At 36.5% G+C, this 16,695-nt stretch carries 22 protein-coding genes; 14 read left to right on the plus strand and 8 right to left on the minus strand.

All coding sequences use genetic code 11. The features are described 5' to 3' along the window. Positions 1–19: 19 nt before the first annotated feature. Together FJU30_RS04870 and FJU30_RS04875 are read right to left on the minus strand one after the other, a co-directional pair. On the minus strand, positions 20–241 hold the full coding sequence (locus FJU30_RS04870) for a hypothetical protein (RefSeq protein ID WP_150433873.1): 222 nt from the start codon (positions 239–241) through the stop codon (positions 20–22). A gap of 159 nt (positions 242–400) precedes the next feature. Continuing rightward, positions 401–733 carry a YegP family protein gene (locus tag FJU30_RS04875; protein WP_150433874.1) on the minus strand — a complete coding sequence of 111 codons (333 nt, stop codon included), beginning with the start codon at positions 731–733 and terminating at the stop codon, positions 401–403. Positions 734–1,010: 277 nt separating this feature from the next. Here FJU30_RS04875 and FJU30_RS04880 point away from each other — a divergent pair, with 277 nt between their 5' ends. The 3 genes from FJU30_RS04880 (at position 1,011) to FJU30_RS04890 (ending at position 2,260) form a co-directional block, all read left to right on the plus strand. Beyond that, complete coding sequence (locus FJU30_RS04880) at positions 1,011–1,238, plus strand: hypothetical protein (protein WP_223881500.1); 228 nt, start codon at positions 1,011–1,013, stop codon at positions 1,236–1,238. Between the two features lie 163 nt (positions 1,239–1,401). Continuing rightward, positions 1,402–1,902 carry a hypothetical protein gene (locus FJU30_RS04885; protein ID WP_150433875.1) on the plus strand — a complete coding sequence of 167 codons (501 nt, stop codon included), beginning with the start codon at positions 1,402–1,404 and terminating at the stop codon, positions 1,900–1,902. 31 nt (positions 1,903–1,933) lie between these two features. Further along, a complete protein-coding gene (locus FJU30_RS04890; RefSeq protein ID WP_150433876.1) occupies positions 1,934–2,260 on the plus strand; it encodes a hypothetical protein in 327 nt (108 codons plus the stop codon). 218 nt (positions 2,261–2,478) lie between these two features. On the opposite strand, the gene FJU30_RS04895 is transcribed toward FJU30_RS04890, so the two are convergent. Then, positions 2,479–2,856 carry a hypothetical protein gene (locus FJU30_RS04895; RefSeq protein ID WP_150433877.1) on the minus strand — a complete coding sequence of 126 codons (378 nt, stop codon included), beginning with the start codon at positions 2,854–2,856 and terminating at the stop codon, positions 2,479–2,481. Between the two features lie 53 nt (positions 2,857–2,909). Continuing rightward, positions 2,910–3,482: a DUF4755 domain-containing protein gene (locus FJU30_RS04900; RefSeq protein ID WP_150433878.1), complete on the minus strand. Its 573-nt coding sequence runs from the start codon at positions 3,480–3,482 to the stop codon at positions 2,910–2,912. 354 nt (positions 3,483–3,836) lie between these two features. Between FJU30_RS04900 and FJU30_RS04910 the strand changes: the two genes are divergently transcribed. The 3 genes from FJU30_RS04910 to FJU30_RS04920 all read left to right on the plus strand — a co-directional run bounded on the left by FJU30_RS04910 (position 3,837) and on the right by FJU30_RS04920 (position 6,005). Then, the gene (locus FJU30_RS04910) at positions 3,837–4,391 is read left to right on the plus strand and encodes a membrane lipoprotein lipid attachment site-containing protein (RefSeq protein WP_150433879.1); all 555 of its coding nucleotides are present in this window, start codon (positions 3,837–3,839) and stop codon (positions 4,389–4,391) included. 15 nt (positions 4,392–4,406) lie between these two features. Further along, positions 4,407–5,066 (plus strand): hypothetical protein, encoded by a 660-nt coding sequence (locus FJU30_RS04915; RefSeq protein ID WP_150433880.1) that lies wholly within the window; start codon positions 4,407–4,409, stop codon positions 5,064–5,066. Positions 5,067–5,258: 192 nt separating this feature from the next. Beyond that, positions 5,259–6,005 carry a hypothetical protein gene (locus tag FJU30_RS04920; protein ID WP_150433881.1) on the plus strand — a complete coding sequence of 249 codons (747 nt, stop codon included), beginning with the start codon at positions 5,259–5,261 and terminating at the stop codon, positions 6,003–6,005. 323 nt (positions 6,006–6,328) lie between these two features. Here FJU30_RS04920 and FJU30_RS04925 read toward each other — a convergent pair whose 3' ends face one another. After that, positions 6,329–6,961, minus strand: a complete 633-nt coding sequence (locus FJU30_RS04925; protein ID WP_150433882.1) for a hypothetical protein — start codon at positions 6,959–6,961, stop codon at positions 6,329–6,331. Between the two features lie 81 nt (positions 6,962–7,042). After that, positions 7,043–8,515, minus strand: coding sequence for a MobQ family relaxase (gene mobQ, locus FJU30_RS04930; protein ID WP_150433883.1), 1,473 nt, complete (start codon positions 8,513–8,515; stop codon positions 7,043–7,045). 1,153 nt (positions 8,516–9,668) lie between these two features. On the opposite strand from mobQ, the gene FJU30_RS04940 reads away from it, so the two are divergent. The 3 genes from FJU30_RS04940 to FJU30_RS04950 all read left to right on the plus strand — a co-directional run bounded on the left by FJU30_RS04940 (position 9,669) and on the right by FJU30_RS04950 (position 13,234). Then, on the plus strand, positions 9,669–10,982 hold the full coding sequence (locus FJU30_RS04940) for a nucleoid-associated protein (RefSeq protein ID WP_150433885.1): 1,314 nt from the start codon (positions 9,669–9,671) through the stop codon (positions 10,980–10,982). Further along, entirely contained in the window at positions 10,982–12,253 is a 1,272-nt protein-coding gene (locus FJU30_RS04945; protein WP_150433886.1) for a hypothetical protein, read from the plus strand. The genes FJU30_RS04940 and FJU30_RS04945 overlap by 1 nt, the downstream gene beginning before the upstream one ends. Before the next feature lie 315 nt (positions 12,254–12,568). Continuing rightward, positions 12,569–13,234: an ankyrin repeat domain-containing protein gene (locus tag FJU30_RS04950; RefSeq protein ID WP_150433887.1), complete on the plus strand. Its 666-nt coding sequence runs from the start codon at positions 12,569–12,571 to the stop codon at positions 13,232–13,234. 32 nt (positions 13,235–13,266) lie between these two features. On the opposite strand, the gene FJU30_RS04955 is transcribed toward FJU30_RS04950, so the two are convergent. Then, positions 13,267–13,491 (minus strand): hypothetical protein, encoded by a 225-nt coding sequence (locus FJU30_RS04955; protein ID WP_150433888.1) that lies wholly within the window; start codon positions 13,489–13,491, stop codon positions 13,267–13,269. Between the two features lie 309 nt (positions 13,492–13,800). Between FJU30_RS04955 and FJU30_RS04960 the strand changes: the two genes are divergently transcribed. The 4 genes from FJU30_RS04960 to FJU30_RS04975 all read left to right on the plus strand — a co-directional run bounded on the left by FJU30_RS04960 (position 13,801) and on the right by FJU30_RS04975 (position 15,753). Beyond that, positions 13,801–14,094 (plus strand): hypothetical protein, encoded by a 294-nt coding sequence (locus tag FJU30_RS04960; protein ID WP_150433889.1) that lies wholly within the window; start codon positions 13,801–13,803, stop codon positions 14,092–14,094. A gap of 28 nt (positions 14,095–14,122) precedes the next feature. Further along, entirely contained in the window at positions 14,123–14,407 is a 285-nt protein-coding gene (locus FJU30_RS04965) for a conjugal transfer protein TraD (protein WP_136154669.1), read from the plus strand. Positions 14,408–14,623: 216 nt separating this feature from the next. Continuing rightward, positions 14,624–15,331: a DUF4056 domain-containing protein gene (locus FJU30_RS04970; protein WP_150433890.1), complete on the plus strand. Its 708-nt coding sequence runs from the start codon at positions 14,624–14,626 to the stop codon at positions 15,329–15,331. After that, entirely contained in the window at positions 15,331–15,753 is a 423-nt protein-coding gene (locus FJU30_RS04975) for a hypothetical protein (RefSeq protein WP_136154671.1), read from the plus strand. The genes FJU30_RS04970 and FJU30_RS04975 overlap by 1 nt, the downstream gene beginning before the upstream one ends. A gap of 67 nt (positions 15,754–15,820) precedes the next feature. On the opposite strand, the gene FJU30_RS04980 is transcribed toward FJU30_RS04975, so the two are convergent. Then, complete coding sequence (locus tag FJU30_RS04980; protein WP_136154672.1) at positions 15,821–16,222, minus strand: H-NS family histone-like protein; 402 nt, start codon at positions 16,220–16,222, stop codon at positions 15,821–15,823. A 103-nt stretch (positions 16,223–16,325) separates the two neighbouring features. Here FJU30_RS04980 and FJU30_RS04985 point away from each other — a divergent pair, with 103 nt between their 5' ends. Beyond that, complete coding sequence (locus FJU30_RS04985) at positions 16,326–16,508, plus strand: hypothetical protein (protein ID WP_150433891.1); 183 nt, start codon at positions 16,326–16,328, stop codon at positions 16,506–16,508. Positions 16,509–16,695: the final 187 nt, after the last annotated feature.

A 16,695-nucleotide genomic window follows, 5' to 3' on the forward strand; every position in this document is an offset into this window, starting at 1 on the left:
CGATGCTACGTAATATTATTTAGTCAAGAGTTGATTTTTTATGACTTACTTTTATATGCTTTGATGCTTCTTCTAACTCATCGATTGTATCGAGAGCTTCAACTTCTTCTTGAGCTATTTTCTCTGACAGTATACCACTTTTTATCAGTCTTCCATCTTCATGAAATATTTCCCATGTTTCTGAAATTATGTTTCCGTTAGGATCTATTTCTATGTTTTCTTTAATGTTGTATCGAGACACTGTGTTTACCTGTTAATTTTTTTAAAAGGTCGATAGTATAGTGTTAAATAATGGAAATAGCTATAGGTTTTAAAAAGCCTTAACCCTATGGTGATAATTAAGGCTTTATTGAAAACAAATAGAGCATTTAAATAAGGGAAGCTTAAGAGTGATAAAGTTTTACGTATTATCTTTCACTGTCTCAGTGCTTCCGTTATTTTTTACCGATGTAATGCCAGTTTCACGAGATTGTGTGGTGGCATACATTTGGCTTGTCCCAATAATCTGATGATTGGCAGCTTTTAAGTTAAAATAATATTTACTATTAGAGGAAACTTTTTTCTCGTACCTTTCATCTAAAGGGCTATTTGTCTGAACGGAGGAAATGCCATTCTCAGCAGCGCCCTTTGTCGTATAAAGCTCGCTGGTAAGGATTATTTCGCCATTGCCTGCTTTAAGAACAAACCTGAACTGACTATCACTGCTTTTACTCAATTCGAACCAACCAGACATGTTAACTCCTTGATGTATATTGATGATGTAAATAATTTATTGTAAAGCGCTCCGTACAAGATAAGTATGTATAGAAAGTGGAATATTGCCAGCAGGACTCTTGTTTCTGCACCTATCCGTCGATATCCCGTTGTTATTCAATATATTATAAGCTGATGAATGGCTCTTACTGGCTGACTAAGCAAGGTAGTTAAGGTATGGGTAGTAAGCAAAGCTGGAGAAGGCTTCACCCCGGATGGGTCTACACTGAAGAATAAGCTTGATCTACTGGATCTATATGAAGCCATATATCAAAACAGCTTCATGGGCTATCCAGTTTCCGACTGGCATCAGCATTGGCATAGAGCCTGTAAGCCCCATACGTCAGCGAGATCTGACAGGCGGCTATGTGGTGGTGTTCAGGAACGGTGAGTTCACGAATGAGATTGAGGGCGATCTCTATGAGGCGCTATCTCCGGCTGTCGATAGGCTTAAGATCGCTGTTGTGTTGTGTGAAAACAAATGATATAGATAAATCTAAGAATGTTTCTATTAGCTGCTATATATTACAGGCATGGTGCCCACCGATGGATTGTTTGATTATCGAACAATCCGAATACATAAAGATCACGTCTAAGTAACATATTTATCTTATGAAATTAAGAACAATTTTTTAAAAGGGTGGTGTTATGCGATTAGCAATACAACGTAATAATAATTTTTTGTTATTGCTTTTTATCTTTTTTATTACGGCATGCACAAGTGTCAGATTAGTTTCAAACTATGATGAACAAACTGATAAGGCACTTATGCTACTTCAGCAAAATGCTGATGACTTTATTACTAAATTGATTGCTAATGCTCCTTCAGAAAATAATTCTTTTGAAAAAAATAAAAATTTTTACGAGGATGCCGATCAACAAATTCGAAGACTTGAGTTTAGGGTATCATCAATTCCCAAAAATGACACAACCCAGAGGCTGGTAAAAAATATACGTACATCTATCCTTGGTGACGGTAAGTGTGATGAGAACGGTAGTAGTCTTATGGATCTTCATTGTTCACCAGAGAATATAATGAAGGGACCATCTAAGATGGCTCTTCAGATTAGTCAGCGCAACATAAATCAAACCATTGGGGCCGCGTTATCGCTTGAATTAGCTAAGAAACAAGGACTTGACCAGAATTAGTAATGATGACTATATAAGAGGAAGATAGACAATGGTTACGTTAGAAAACCTTGGTGATGAAATGTTAGGTGCTGCCAAAATGTCTTTGGGGAGTAAGTTTGTTTTGGTTAAGCAATATTGGAAAGAGGAGTCTGAAAAATTAGCAGTTACTCTGCGGATGATTATAGAAGCATCAGAAAAAGGCGAAATCTCGGAAACTGAGGCAAAAATTCTTTTCAATCAGCAAAAGGTGTCAGCTGCTTCTGTACTGATAGCTTTGGAAGGGATGACTCAAGTTGCAGTGCAAGAAGCAATCAATACGGCTTTAACCGTGGTTAAAGATTTTGTGAACGGCAAGTTGGGATTTATATTGCTATAAAATTTATTTTCAACTATTAGAGTTGAATTTCACTATATCATTTGATCTGCTTATTGCCTTCATCTAAGTAATTTATAAGATAGGGTGGCGGTATTAATACTGACTATGTTTAATACTTCCGATTATTGGGAAGAGCCTGATGACAAACCATGATTATCGTATTTAAGAGGATGTTAATTCAAAAATAAGTCAGGCTCTTTAAATAAAACGGCGGTTAATTAATCCAACAATCCCTTAGAAACCTTACTCGCTGTCTGACTGAAATCATATCGGTCAACAACATTCCCTTTGAACCAGATATCTAACGAGTTCATATGCGCAGTACTGCTGTTCTTCAGTAGAGCCAGACCGGGAATGTAGTTAGATATCTGGCTCTCACCTGACATGCTGGAATAGGACCACATCTCTTGGCCGTCATTGGTTGCCCGCGTTTGTGGCTCACCGAACGCATTAATGATATCTTGCTGAGTAGTTTTCCCTTTAACTATCTTAGTTTTTACTGTTTGCTGGGTTTCATCTTTCAGGGATTTATTGCCATAGGTAGTGCAAGCGGTAAGAGGCAGGATCACCAAAGCAGCGATAAACAGTTTTTTCATGTTAACTCCAAAGATAACAAGTTAATTATAAAAAGAAAGAATATAAAAAATATCTATAAAACATATTTGTTAAAGATAAGTAGCCAACGATCACAGATGGCTTGATTGGAAGACGATGTTTTGTTTTTCAAGGGAAGATTAATTTTCCATGTGGGATTTTTAATATCGTCTGTTAATATAAAGATACCGGAGCGTTGATTCGCTAAAAGCTTTTCATTGCTATTGGCTTCAGCGGTCTTTATCATAGAGTTCAGGTTATTACCTGTGTTATAAATTTTCCCTGCTTCGGAAACGGCATAGTTTATTTCCCTGATATTGTCATAATTATAGGTGGTGATTTTATCTTTATTAAATATGCGGATAGTGCGATTTTTAGTATCAAGAACAATACCTGTGCTCTGGCATTCATATGATAAGACATCGCCATCTAACACTTCGGTGTAAGTGTTAAGGTGTTTTCTTTTCTTAGGGTCAAAATAAAAAACACGACTGATAACAAATATTACAATCACTACCCCTAAGAATATATTGAACTCTGCCACTCTGCTTGTCTCCGCGCCAATGCCTAACTGCACCTGTTCATCACCAAAAGACGCTTCTGGCTTGGTTTTCTTCTGCTGAAGCATCTATCCCTGCGTGGCAAGCATATCACTCCGAAAGCCGAACTCAAGCAAAATGATCGGTACAACAGATCGATAATTGTATATTGATAGGAAATAGCGATTAAAAATCGTTTATCGATCGGTGTTTTAATTACTTTAATCGATCGAATAACTAATAATGATAGATATAATCTATCATTATTTTGTTTTTGATCGTTATAAACGATATGACGAGTTGTGAAAATAATTAAATTATATCAATTGGTTAAACCGGTTGTTTTGTTGGAGTATGCCTATTAGAGCCTGATGAAGCTTCTACTGGCGCAGGTAGAACACCTAAGAACACGCATTGGTAATCATTCAGAAAGGGATGGAAAGATGAAGAAGATTTTACTCGTTGCTGGCACAGCTCTGGTTTTGGCGGGATGTGGTGAGAAAGGAGACTTTGAGAAAGCGATTAATGCGAAAATTTCAAAGTCCAAGCTGTGCTACTCACTGCAGGACAACAACATAGTATTTAATAAAGGTTTTCCTATCCGGGTTAACAGTGGCTACCGTTCTGCCGGATACAGCGCCAGCGATGAAATTTTAAGGGGGTTATCTGAGCAGGGGCTGCTTGCTGTTTCGCAGCAGTCTAATGGCTTTAGTAGCGTTGATGTTCTGGAAGTCACAGATCAAGGCCAACAAGTTGAGTTTTGGGACAAAAAATACGGTGCCTGTGTTGGTCATCGTATTGTTGCTGAGATCACCGGCTGGACTGAACCCAGCGAATCTGATGGCCTAAAAGTGACGCAGGTTTCATATACATGGAAATTGGCCGATGTGCCGGGATGGGTTGATAAAGATGCCTTCTCAGGTGTGAAAGGAATGTCGGAACCAGAAGAAGCCAAAATTGTTCTGGTGAAAACCAATAACGGCTGGTCTGCTCGGTAAATACGGGAAAACGCAATGAACTCTATCTATTGGGTGTTTTTTATTGGCCTGCTGATGAACATACCATCACTGGCACCGGTGCTGTTTCTGCATAAGATATCAAAGAAGGTGAAGTTATCGCTGGCCCTTAGACTTTTTCTGCTTAACGCTTTTTTAGTCATATCTCTGGTGACGCTGTCTCAGAACACCACGCAAAAATACGGGCTGTTCCCTGTATGGCTGGTGTTTACTGCTATTGGGCTGTTCGTGGTCATGCTAATTCCAACCTTAAAATTTACTCGTAAGCATTTAACCGCCGGGAAAAGCCGGGCTGTTATCCTCTCATCATTCCTGTTCGCCTATGTCGTAAGATTTCATGGCGTGTTTTCAGATGTTAATGGCAGCGGATACACGCTTAATGGATACAATGTGGTATGGACATTGTTCTTTCTGTTTGCCTGTCTGCTGGCTTATCTCGGTTGTACTGGGGATAAAAATTACTCTGGTTCTTATGCCCCATCATCTACACCGCAATCAGATTATTTTAAACCGACCAAAGAGTACGAGACGCAATCACAAATCGATTATGATATTGCTGTGAAGGGATCAAGTGTTTTGCTTGATCCAAACCTGAGTATCGTTGAGCAACAGCGTTATCGGGATGTGTTAAAGAAAAAAGAAGACGGTTTTTATTAGTAATCGATATAAGGGAAATATATTAATGTATTTCCCATTATCATTTAAATAGAAGACATTTCACTTTAAATATAATTGATATTAATATATGAAAGGCGTTTGATTGTTTTGTGTTTTATTACAGAATAGTGTGGTGCAGAGTTGAAAATTAATCTATCATTGTTCTAACCTGTTGGCATTCGGAGAAGTGAAATGGCAAAAGATATTCCTGATTGGTTCAAATTGACGAATATAGCCACTCCAGAGACGATGAAGCGTATTTCTGATGCTGTAGTATTAAACAACATGGATTTACAGATAAAAAACTCTCCAATGTTGGCACATTGGTTTATGCTTGATTCTCTTCTTCTTGCTAATAGAGCGAATAAGGATGGGATGCATGCAAATGCACTCGCTCTAACTCGCCAGTGTATTGAAGCGATTAGTATTATTGAGCTCGGAATTTGCGGGCATTCCGAAGCTAATTCAATCCTTTTAAAATGGGAAAAAGATCAGATGACACCCGGTAAGGTTAGGGCATGGTTGGAAGAAAACGTGTGGGATAAATATGGCTCTGGGTTATGGAATGAATCTTGGACCATTTTTATGCGTGAGTTTTCTAAAGCTATTCAACCCTATGCTCATTATGGAAGAGATTTAGCTCAATGGCAGGTGAGACTTCATCGCGTGGATGGCATAAAAGCTGTTCTCGAAATGAAGCCACATGCTTATGATCCACAAAAAGCGACAAGAATTACCCTTTATCATGCTTTACTGACTTATGTTCTTGGGCGAGTATGGCTCTCAGCTAATCATGGCGATGAGCAATTTGAAGAACTTATCTGCAAATTAGGAATAGCTCTTGGTAAATCCCGTTATCTTGATGGTCATGCTACTAATTGGAGTCAGCAGTTTTGGGCTATGTTATGGGATCGAAATGATGGCATTATCCTTGAATAAAATGGGATATTTATTGTCCTGAGGCTAAAACTGAATGTATAATAAATTTTAAAATGAATAGCGTTAAATAAATTTTTATTTATTAGATTAGATGTTTTAATAAAGTGTATGATTAAGTTATTAACTATCTAATTAATCGTATACATGTTTCCATGAAAATAGTTTTTGATTGTTTAGATGGAAGTATAAATTTCTCGATATTTGGGCTAACATATAATGGAATTACATATGAATATTCCCCTTTAGATTTACTCAATCCAAAGGGATTACGCTTATAATTTTATCTAAATTTATCATTATGGCTTTTGTTTTTTTTCTAAATGCTATTTATTTTTATCGATATCTGTTATTCCAATATGAATAAATCCCTTAGAAGCTATAGGCCCTTCATCATGAATGTCATTCGGCCATACTTGCCATGCAGCAGCATCAACCGAAGAATGTACAGATGTAAAATATATTGCGTCAAAAGATGGTTTCATTGATATTAATATATTACGAGCATGCCTAATTATTGGTGGTGGAATGAATAACGAGTCGTGTGTATTGTATATGAGAAGTATAACGCCATCACCATATTGCTTACTGTTCTTTTTATATATAAGTTCTAAGAATAAAGATGTTAAATCCTCTACTTTCCATTCATTAGGAGTGTTTTCATACTTTCCTCCAAATTCATTTAATGGAGCAAATTCAGCCAGTTCTAACCATTTGGTTCCTTTTTTTTCTGTTTCAATCTGAAAGTCAATACTATTTTCTGGTTGATGTTTTAGATTACATTTACCATATCTTTTTATTTGTGGGTTAAGATTAGGTTTCCCTTCGCAAAAAGCTTGAGCAATAAATAATTCAATCTCAGACTTTGAATCCGGAAAATCTACAAATTCACGATGAACACCATTTACATCAACTAGAATAGAACTATGAACTCCAGTTGGCTTTTTCTGTTTAGACATGTTTTTATACTCTAAATAAATACCATATTAGTTATATCGGCAGTAACCACTATAACCTTAGTTTTAAAATTATTTATTTTTCTATCCCGATGGTTTCAGGCTCGGAGTATTATTATTCTTCACCTGCTCTGATGGAATCGATGGTGTGAGATCCATACTACTGTCAACTAGAGATTGTTCACTCTTAGGACGACTTGGAAAACGAGTGACTTTTTCCTTAGTTGGCTTGCAGTCATAGAACTCTGTTAATAGAGCTTTGCCCGTTGTTTCTTTTTGTTGTTGTTTTTCATCGCTGTTGAATCTGGCACGTCTTTCATGCTCAGCGCGTGGCACATAGATCCCCTGCACCTCATCAAACACGTAGTTCTCAGCAATGCGCTTATCGTGCTCAACATCAGTGGAAACCGAGACTGGTTTCCTCTTGGCCCATACGAATTTCTCCCTTATATATTCAACCACTAGTAGGGTGAAACGCTTGAACACGCCACTCTGACGAGGTTTAACCTGTTTTCTCTTACTGTTAACAGGAGCGCGTTTAACCGCTCTGGCCGTTGAAGGAGATGGGGTTTTCAATTTAGTGCGTGTATGAGGCACAGGGGCAACCAGAACAGGTTTTTGGTCTGTTGATGATGCTGACTGCGAACCTGTTTCAGAGAACTCTGTTCGAGGTTGTATTTCAGGCAAGATGATTTCAACAGGCTCAGACATTTCGGATACGGTGAAACTTCTGAGGTCAACAACGATCTGTTGGTCCAGATCTTTAAAGACACTATATGTGGCCTGAGCTTCCTGTTTCATCTCATCACGTACAGTCTGTTCAGCAGCACGTTTTTTCTGAGCGCTCTTGCTGTTCCATTTGGCACGATGAACACGTTGCATGGGTGGACGGCTGGTTGCTGTTGCCTTGGCAAGCCATAGCGCTTTTTTTTCAATATCTAATGTGATGGCAGCATTTTCCAACGCTTCACTGTGTTGGACTTCAATAGAACGATGATCGATACGTTCTGACACACCTGATGCTTCAAGATAGTCATTGGCGAGGGTAGACCATGATTCACGCCAAAGAACCACGTTTTTTTTGTCGTTCCAGCTTCTATCTTTTTTACCAAAGCCTTCAGCGGTGATCGGTTTTAATGTCAACATTACATGTGCATGGGGATTTCCACCATTGAGATCATGAAAAGCGATATCAGCAATCATTCCCTTATCAACGAAATTTTTCTGACAATATTCGACAACCAGTTTTATCTTGTCTTCATTGTTAAGCTCACAGGGAATAGCGACATCAAAATAACGTGCTGTTTGACCATCTTTTTGACGCTCAACTCTTTCTACTTCATTCCACAAGGCTGTTGAGCTTTCAATAATATGAGCAGGCGAGGAAGCTGGCGCTAATATCTGATGATGGAATAAATCTGTTCGGTGGCTGAAATCGTAGGTATTGCCTGTGCGATCATCTGTTATTCTTGACCTGTTATGATAAGCAGCCTTCCTACAGGAAGACATGCCCTCCGAGCGTTTCACAATTTTAAACTCCAGATGAAAAATCGCCATAAATAGAACAACCTCAATATAAAAATAAAACCAAAATATAAACGCAACGATAACTATGCTGCCGTTATTTTTTCGTAAGAAAAACTTTTGTGTTGACGTTGACCTTTCTTTTAGCCTGCGGCAGGCAACCGTCGGTAGACCCCACACGCTCACGAAGTGAGTGTATAAGTGGGCATTGTTTTTTCTAACAATGTAAAACCCTCTACTTAATTAATACGAAATATATTAATGACTGTAAAACAAAACGCCGAATTAAGCGGCGCTATCTGGATGAAAGGGCGAAGTATTCCTCGATATTACCCTGATGGGTTTTAGATGGCGTCCGAAGGACAAGAAAAGTGTTAATTTATCCCGCCGCAAGGCGGGAAAGACCTAAAACAAGAAAATAAGAGTCTCGTTAGATAGTTTTTCCTGTTGCACAATTCACAGGTTAACCATGAAAATCAGAATAAAATTTAACAGGTGAAAACAAAAGCACTAATTAACAAAAATAAGTAACGCGGAGAGATCGAGGTTTTAAGCACAGGGTGATTTTGCACACTATGTTTTTAAATTTCACTTTCCTCTTCATTTTATCACAATTATCTTTTATGGTCTGACCTGTTTTACGTAAGTGAGCACTAGCAAAATATCTAACTAAAAACCATGATTGAATTAATCCAACATCAACAGGGGAAGGCCCTACTTTCAGTAATGTGGTTGTTTCCGACAACCACGAAGCACTGCTGTTTGAAAAAATAAAAAGTATATTACACACACATTGAAATAAGGACTGTGAGAGATAATATGAAAGTTGATTTAATCATAGGTGGAAATAATAAAATGTATAATAAATGTGAAGTATGATCCTTGCCATGTCGAACATCAAACGGTTCTGAACCAGTGCCAACGCATCCAGTTCCGCTATTTCAGCGGTGATCAGGCACATTGCCACCGGTTTTTCCAACATTATCCCGCGAGGTGCTTGTGAGCGTAAGACGTTCTCATTTTTTTTCATGATGGTATATTATAGCTATTAGCATTACACAATCTATAATTCTTTCAATTGATATAATCACCAATAGTAATTATATCAATTGAAAGAATTTGGCTTTCGTTTGACGAACGAACGTATTCGGGTCTTGATCAAGACGGTTTTGAGCAACTTAAGGGTGTGAAGAAAAACGCGCAAAGCAACTATGAGAATGGTCTGCAAAAGCCGGGTAGCGGCTATCTGGCTGGGATTGCGGCTATCTGGACACTTGATGCGTGTTTTAGGAATTTTAAATTTTGTTTATACGGGGTGGCGATAATGTTTAGATGTACTGGCTGTGGTGCTGAATATGAAAAATTAGTTGAAATTTGTGAAGAATGTCAACAGGAAGTACAAATAGAAAAAATTGAGGGGCCAGAATTAATTGCTATATCGGCTGTGACAGCTCACCTTGAAAAGGTAGATAATAAATACGTTGTAAAAGTTGGGAAGTTATGGAATTTAAGCAATGATGTTGCTAACGAATTTATTATAAAGATAGAAGCAAAATTTAGAAGAAAAAACAAATTTCATAATTTTTTAACTAAGAATGAACTACCGTATTCTATGCCAGTTCTTCTCAAAAAATATATTGCTAAAAACATGATTTTTAAGAAGGTGGCTCAATCAATAATGGAGAGAATAAAATCAAAAGTTGTAGATGATGGCCGATTAGGTGGTGTTACAGATAATAACGTTGTATTTGTTCATTATAAAACCAATGGAGATGATGATGATTTTGGTCGGCTTTTAATTGTAATGGTTAATAAGAAGAGTGGGTTTGATTTTGACTCAGTTGTTTTGACGCCTAAAAAATTATCTCCGATTGATACTGATGCTCTTTCTCAGGCCGCACTTTTTGATTTAACACTCTTTGGGATTGTTTACCCTGATAATAAGGGGGAGCCATATGTAAGATTTATTGAAGGCAAGTCTCGTAGTAATTTCTTTAAGGATGCGTTAGGTTGTAAAAAAGATGTTTCTAATAGTAGAAGTGTTGATGAGCTATTTAGAGCCATTGCCGATTTTACCAAAAGAAATAATATAAGTAATCCTATTAGAGATAAAGCTGAAGAGGCAGTTCGTGAGTTTTTAGATAACAAGGCTAAAAATAAAACAGGTAATAAAACAGTAACTATTAAAGATATAGAAAAAATATTTGATAAAATCATTCCCGATGCTCACCCGGCAAAAGGGAAGTTTACTGATTTTATTTATGATAATGAATATCAAATCGATAATGTCTTTGAGCCGACAAGAAATGCAACTCTTAAGGCTAGTTCTTTTGATTTGTCTGATGAAAATAAGAATTTTGTGTGTCGCGTGAGGCGAGGTGCTGTTGGAAGTATTGATTCTGGGAAGCCTGTAATGTTGGACCGAAAGAACAAATGGCTTATACTCCCCCTCTCTGATGAAGATTTTGAACAACTTGATGAATTTACAGGAGAACAATAATGTCTGTGGAGGTGGCCTTTAGACATTTGGTTGATATTTTTAAAAAATCAACACTTAGTGATGAAGGCGGATACCTTGTTGCCGAGATTGGGTGCGACTTAGGTGAGGACGATTTTATCCGAGAGCAATTGTCATTATGTTCTTATACCAAAACAGATGGCTGTATTAGTAATTTCAATAATTCTAGAAAGTTATATATTAATAGGGCTGCTGATGCTTGGGGTAATAAAGAGATCTCATTTTACCAAACTCATAGCGGTTTTTGGCAACAAATCAGGAATTATAAAAAATTACCTGATTTCTTTTTTGTAATGGAGGATAAGGTATCTTCATGCGATTCTCCTCTGTCTGAACGAATTTATTGTTATAAGGCTTTTTTTCTATGGAAGGATCTATTGTCTGCGTTGTCGGATCATTGTGATAATAACCAAATTATAATATTTATATCTAACGATAAGGGGGGAAAGAAAATTGAGTTGCCGATGTTTATTAATTACTCAGACTTAGATGGATTAGATGACCCTGTTTTATTTTTTGAGAGTGCCCTTAAACTTAAGGGATGGCTTGATATTAAGGATGCGCATGAAAAAGAAAGATTATCGGTGATGCGTACTGCATTGGCTGAGGTTATAGATACATTTTCAGATAGTAATAACATTTTTCTTTCTTTAATGAAAAAGTCCAAGAACCTTCTGAATAAATATGATGAGCTTTATGATATATATACAAAAAGATTTTCTATAAATAAGATATTAAATGAATTGGATGAAAAAAGTTTAGAATACACCAGTAAGATAAATGAATATATATCATCAAGCCAGAATAAAGCGTTAACTATCCCGGGAGCGTTAATTGCCGTTGGTGCTTTAGCGAAAGTTGGTGGTTTGTTGGAAGGTGCAATTATTCTGGGTGGTTTATGGATGATAAAGAGAGTAACGGTCACTGCGAATGATATATACAGAGACTCTTTTACATCTTTAGAAAAAAGGCTGGAGAATGCATTTAGAAAATACCTAAGATTTGATGAAGGTAAAGAAATCAGAGAAAATGCAATTGAGATAGAGGCTGATCTTAGGGATAAAGTAAATAAAGCAAGAAAACGGCTTGAGAAAATAGATTCTCTTGCTACATATATGCTTTGGGGGAGTGTTTTTTATCTCGTTGCAACCTTAGCTATCCACTATAATCCCGATCTTTATTCTGTAATAAAAGTTAAATTTATTGAAGTGTGGCAAAATATTAAGTTCCTAAATTCAACTCATACTCAATAGACTTAGTGTATCCAGATAGTACGATATAGTTTTTGAGAGATGGGTTACAGGTTTTAAAAAATGGTATGTTTTACCTGCTATCGACAAGGCTAGAAATTTTCCTATTATTGAAACAAAGCAAAAAGAATATTTAAAAAAATAATGAAACAACACCGAATGCGTCTTCAATTCCACCAGTTAGTCGCAGGAAACCTTACTGAAACTTATATCTTGGTTGACAACTGTATTGTCAACAATCACAAAACGATGATTTTGACAAAAACAATTTTATAGAATAAAGGAATATAATACATAAAATAAAAAGGAGATAACAACATGCTATCATTTACCAATGATATTTTTAAATCATTAATGAATGTTCTTAAGATACATAATATATCAGCATATGAAATAAGAGATCTACTCGACCGAACATTACTGTTCTATGCAAAAACACAAGACGATATAGAACAATTAATAGACCTTGGTGTTGATATTAATCATCAGGATAAGCTTGGGCATACTGCGCTATTTCATGTCAGTTCAGAAGAAGTGATTAATGCCTTAATTGAACATGGAATAGATGTAGACAGAAAGGACAATGAAGGTCGTCATGTTTTAGCGACTTATGGATTTTTTAAATATCATGATACTTTTATGAAGTATACGGATAGATTCAAAGAAAAGCATATCATTATTGACTCTCTATATTGTAATCAATTGGATAACATACCATCCGCATTGAAATCACTTCACGATAATGAATTTAAAATAACATTGAGTAGATTTGTTGAGATTGAACACGATCCAGAAACAGAGAATCCAGACCACTTTAATCAGTATGCGAAAAGATATATTGATGTACTGGATGCGCTAAAAGAATACTGCTATTTATCTACTTTCCATGAACTTCATCAGGATTTCATTTGTAGAGTATATGGTAATGATAAAGTGAAACTGTTTAGCTATAGAGACTTTCGTGAAGTCATTGAAAGTATGTAATTGTTTCCCCTGAATCATCAGGGGAATACTTTCTAAGGTCTTGGTCTTTTAGGTGTAGACTTCAATTTTAGATTTTCCAAGTGCTCATTTTCAAGAGCGCTTGCTCTCGATTTAGCTTCAGTAAACTCATCATGATCTTCGCCAAGAACAAAATGACCTACATCATGATCAAAGATCTCATAACTTTCTTTGAGAATTCTTCCTTCCTCATTAACGGTGATTTTTTTGACTGGTTCATAACGCTTGCTTGTTGTCATAGAATATCCTTTCTAAATGAAGAGTGCTCAGCGTCAAAATCATACTCTCTGAATACTGTTTTTGCAATTTGCCAATTCAATAAAAGTAAAGTAAACAATAATAGACGTGAAATAAAAGGAGAACAACATGAGGCTTGGTGAGTTGGATGAGACAGCATTAATTTTAATGACAATAAATGCTGTGGCTTGGGGAATAAATATTGGGCTGTTGAGTATGTGGATTATCAGATGAAAATATAATTCTCTATCCTGTTGATAATTATTCAAAATATGTTAATTGAATTGCACTGAATATTACAAGGAGAGGATATGCATAAAAACCATGATGAGGCCATTGATTGGGTAGCAAGACGATTAATTGAGGATGGTATCTACACCAATATTGAACAGGCTTATTCCCATGCAACAGATATCATTAACAGAAAGAGAGAGGAGGTTAGACTCAAACAGGAAAAGGATTATTTCCGTTTTCGTATTAAGTCCATAAAGAAAAGAATAAATTCCGGGTACGAATACGCAAACATTCCATACAAACCTAAAAAGCCGATAGTTAAAAACAACAATTCAGATTCATTTTGGGATTGGGATGCTGATGATAAATAAAACCATAAAAATATAAAGGAGAAAAGTTATGACAACAAAAACAATCAAACAACAAATTGCTTCAGCACAGGAACGTTTATATTTCTTGGAAGCTAAAAAGAAACAACAAACTAAAAAAGAAAATACCCGCCAGAAAATTATTTTCGGCGCAGAGGTTGCAAAAGTCTTAGGATGTGATATTGGTTATGTAGATAAAGAGTTAGTCTTTGGTGTTTTACTTAACATATCCAATCTTCATGAGAGTGATGTTGAGGCATACAGAGCACAAGGACAAACTTATATCGAAAGTATTTTAAATAAATCCAAGCAGTAAATTTTCTCTTTTCACGTCCGAACGGTGAACCGGTTTAAAACTTGTTTTTAGACCGGTGAACTGTTGATAAATACTAAAGATAAAATCATTATCATGCTAATTAGTTGACTAGCCTTATTAGGAATAATCTTGGCTTTATTCGTGTGTTTCTAACAAGACATTTGACGGCTAAGACGATAGTATAAACGCAGACTAAATAGGTTGACAGGGAGTCGTATGAGTAAGCGTAGTGATATTCTTGAAGATCCTTTCAATGCCAAGCTATCTTCACAATCATCTGGACTTATCTATACCGAAGAGTTGGGATGGATAGACCTTGGTCATGCACGGGGAGCTGATATCGTTGATTTACTTCAAAAATTTCGAACCGGAGAGTCAGGTAGCAAAGATACGTACCGGATCAGATATAACCAAATGATGTTTATTGGTCATCGTTCAATTGGTACGGGGCGATTTGTTGAATGGGAGATAAAACGAGGCAGAACAAATTCTGAGATTGAAAGTATTGCTTTGGCAATGATGATGCACACATCTTATAATTTTGAATATTGGCAAACTCATTTTAGTTGGTTCACTGATAGTGGTTATAGTGCGGAAGATTTGATCTCTAACCTTCTGGGTTTTTATTATGCGATTTCATCTAAAAACTATCTTTTGAATCTCAAGACTGTTTCTCAGGAAGCTGCTTTTCGTCGTTGGGACTATTATGGATCGTTAGGGCAGCATAAAAACAAATCATTTTTGCCGCTGCTTTTTCCTGATCCTCAAATATCCGGTATAAAGCATCAACCATACTTTGGTAAGTTGCCTGTATGGATGCAACGCATAATTCCTTTTACTGATGTTCAGTCAAGTATTGCTTATCCGGTTAATAAAAATGGTATGAGTCTCAGTTTTTTTGCTCCGAAGCATGTGAAGGTCTGATGATGAAATTAATACGTGGGCTTATTATTTTTATTGCGGTTTTTATACTATTAATCCTTGCTATAATGTGGGGGATGGGAAAAACTATTGATGCTCGCCCTGAGTATAAACAAAGTGATTTTTTTAGTTATCATTATTTTACTGATGATGAAATCCAGAATGCTCCACGAATTAGTGCGGACTATAGTTTTAAATTCCGCGCTCAAGATGGAATGGTGCCATTAATGAGTAGTATTATCTTTAAAAATGTAAAAGATGATACGCCATTAAAAAAATATGTTGAATCTTTGGGATATAAATATATGGGTAAAGATGAAACATATGGTGACCATTGGAAAGACATGGAAACTAACACTACGTTTTGGTTGTGGGTAAGCAAAAATAAAAATGAAGTTATTTTGACTAAAGAAACCTATTATTAATTTATTTCCGCCAGTGTGATTACTGGCGGTTTTTATTCAGTAGTAAGTCTGTCAGAACATGTCGAGTTTAAATAGCGAAATCTTCCAGCTTCTTACCGTTTTCAAGCGCGGTAGCAACAGCTTTAGGCGTCCGTCCCTGACCCGTCCATAACTTTTCGTTACCATTTTCATCAACGTATTTATATTTAGCTGGACGGGGAGCACGTTTAGCTTTTGCTGATTTACTGGTAGAAACAGAACCAAGCAGTTCAGCAGGGTCAATGCCATCTTCCAGTAGCTGGGCGCGTAAAGCTTCGATTTTGGCCTGACGTTCAGCCCGTTCTTTTTGACCACTTGCTTCTTCTTCACGGCGATCTTCAACAATAGCCGTAAGCTTTTCCAGCATTTCTTCCAGTGTTTCCAGATCGATTTCACGCGCCTGAGCACGCAGGGTACGAATATTATTTAATACTTTGAGGGCTTCACTCATTGGGCGTCATCCTGATGGAGAAATAAGTCATGGTTAGGTGGTATGTCAAAATTTGACAATTGGCAACGGAGAATTATATATCAATAGGACTAAGGAGGAAATAATGAAGAAGAAAAAATCAACTCGCAATCCCCTTGAAGACACGGCTATTTTAACGCGTTTGGCACGAAAAGCATCCAGAAAAGCGATTAAAGAGGCTTTTCTGGCTGGTGTGGCTATTCATTATATTGCTGAAGGGAAAATTGTCAGAGAATATCCTGATGGTAAGAAAGAGATTATCAGTTAAAAATTTTTATAAAATCATCAGTTTTAATTGACTTCATGATAAATAGTGATATTTATATTTATGTAATAAACATTTTTTTAGTTTTTTAATCTCCATAAAAGGCAAAGGTATCATCCTTTGCTTTTTCCATATACCTCGTCGTTAACCGTTCATCGGTAAAAAAGCTAAGTATCCGTTTTTTGCTCTT

The sequence above is a fragment of the Affinibrenneria salicis genome (genome assembly GCF_008710095.1).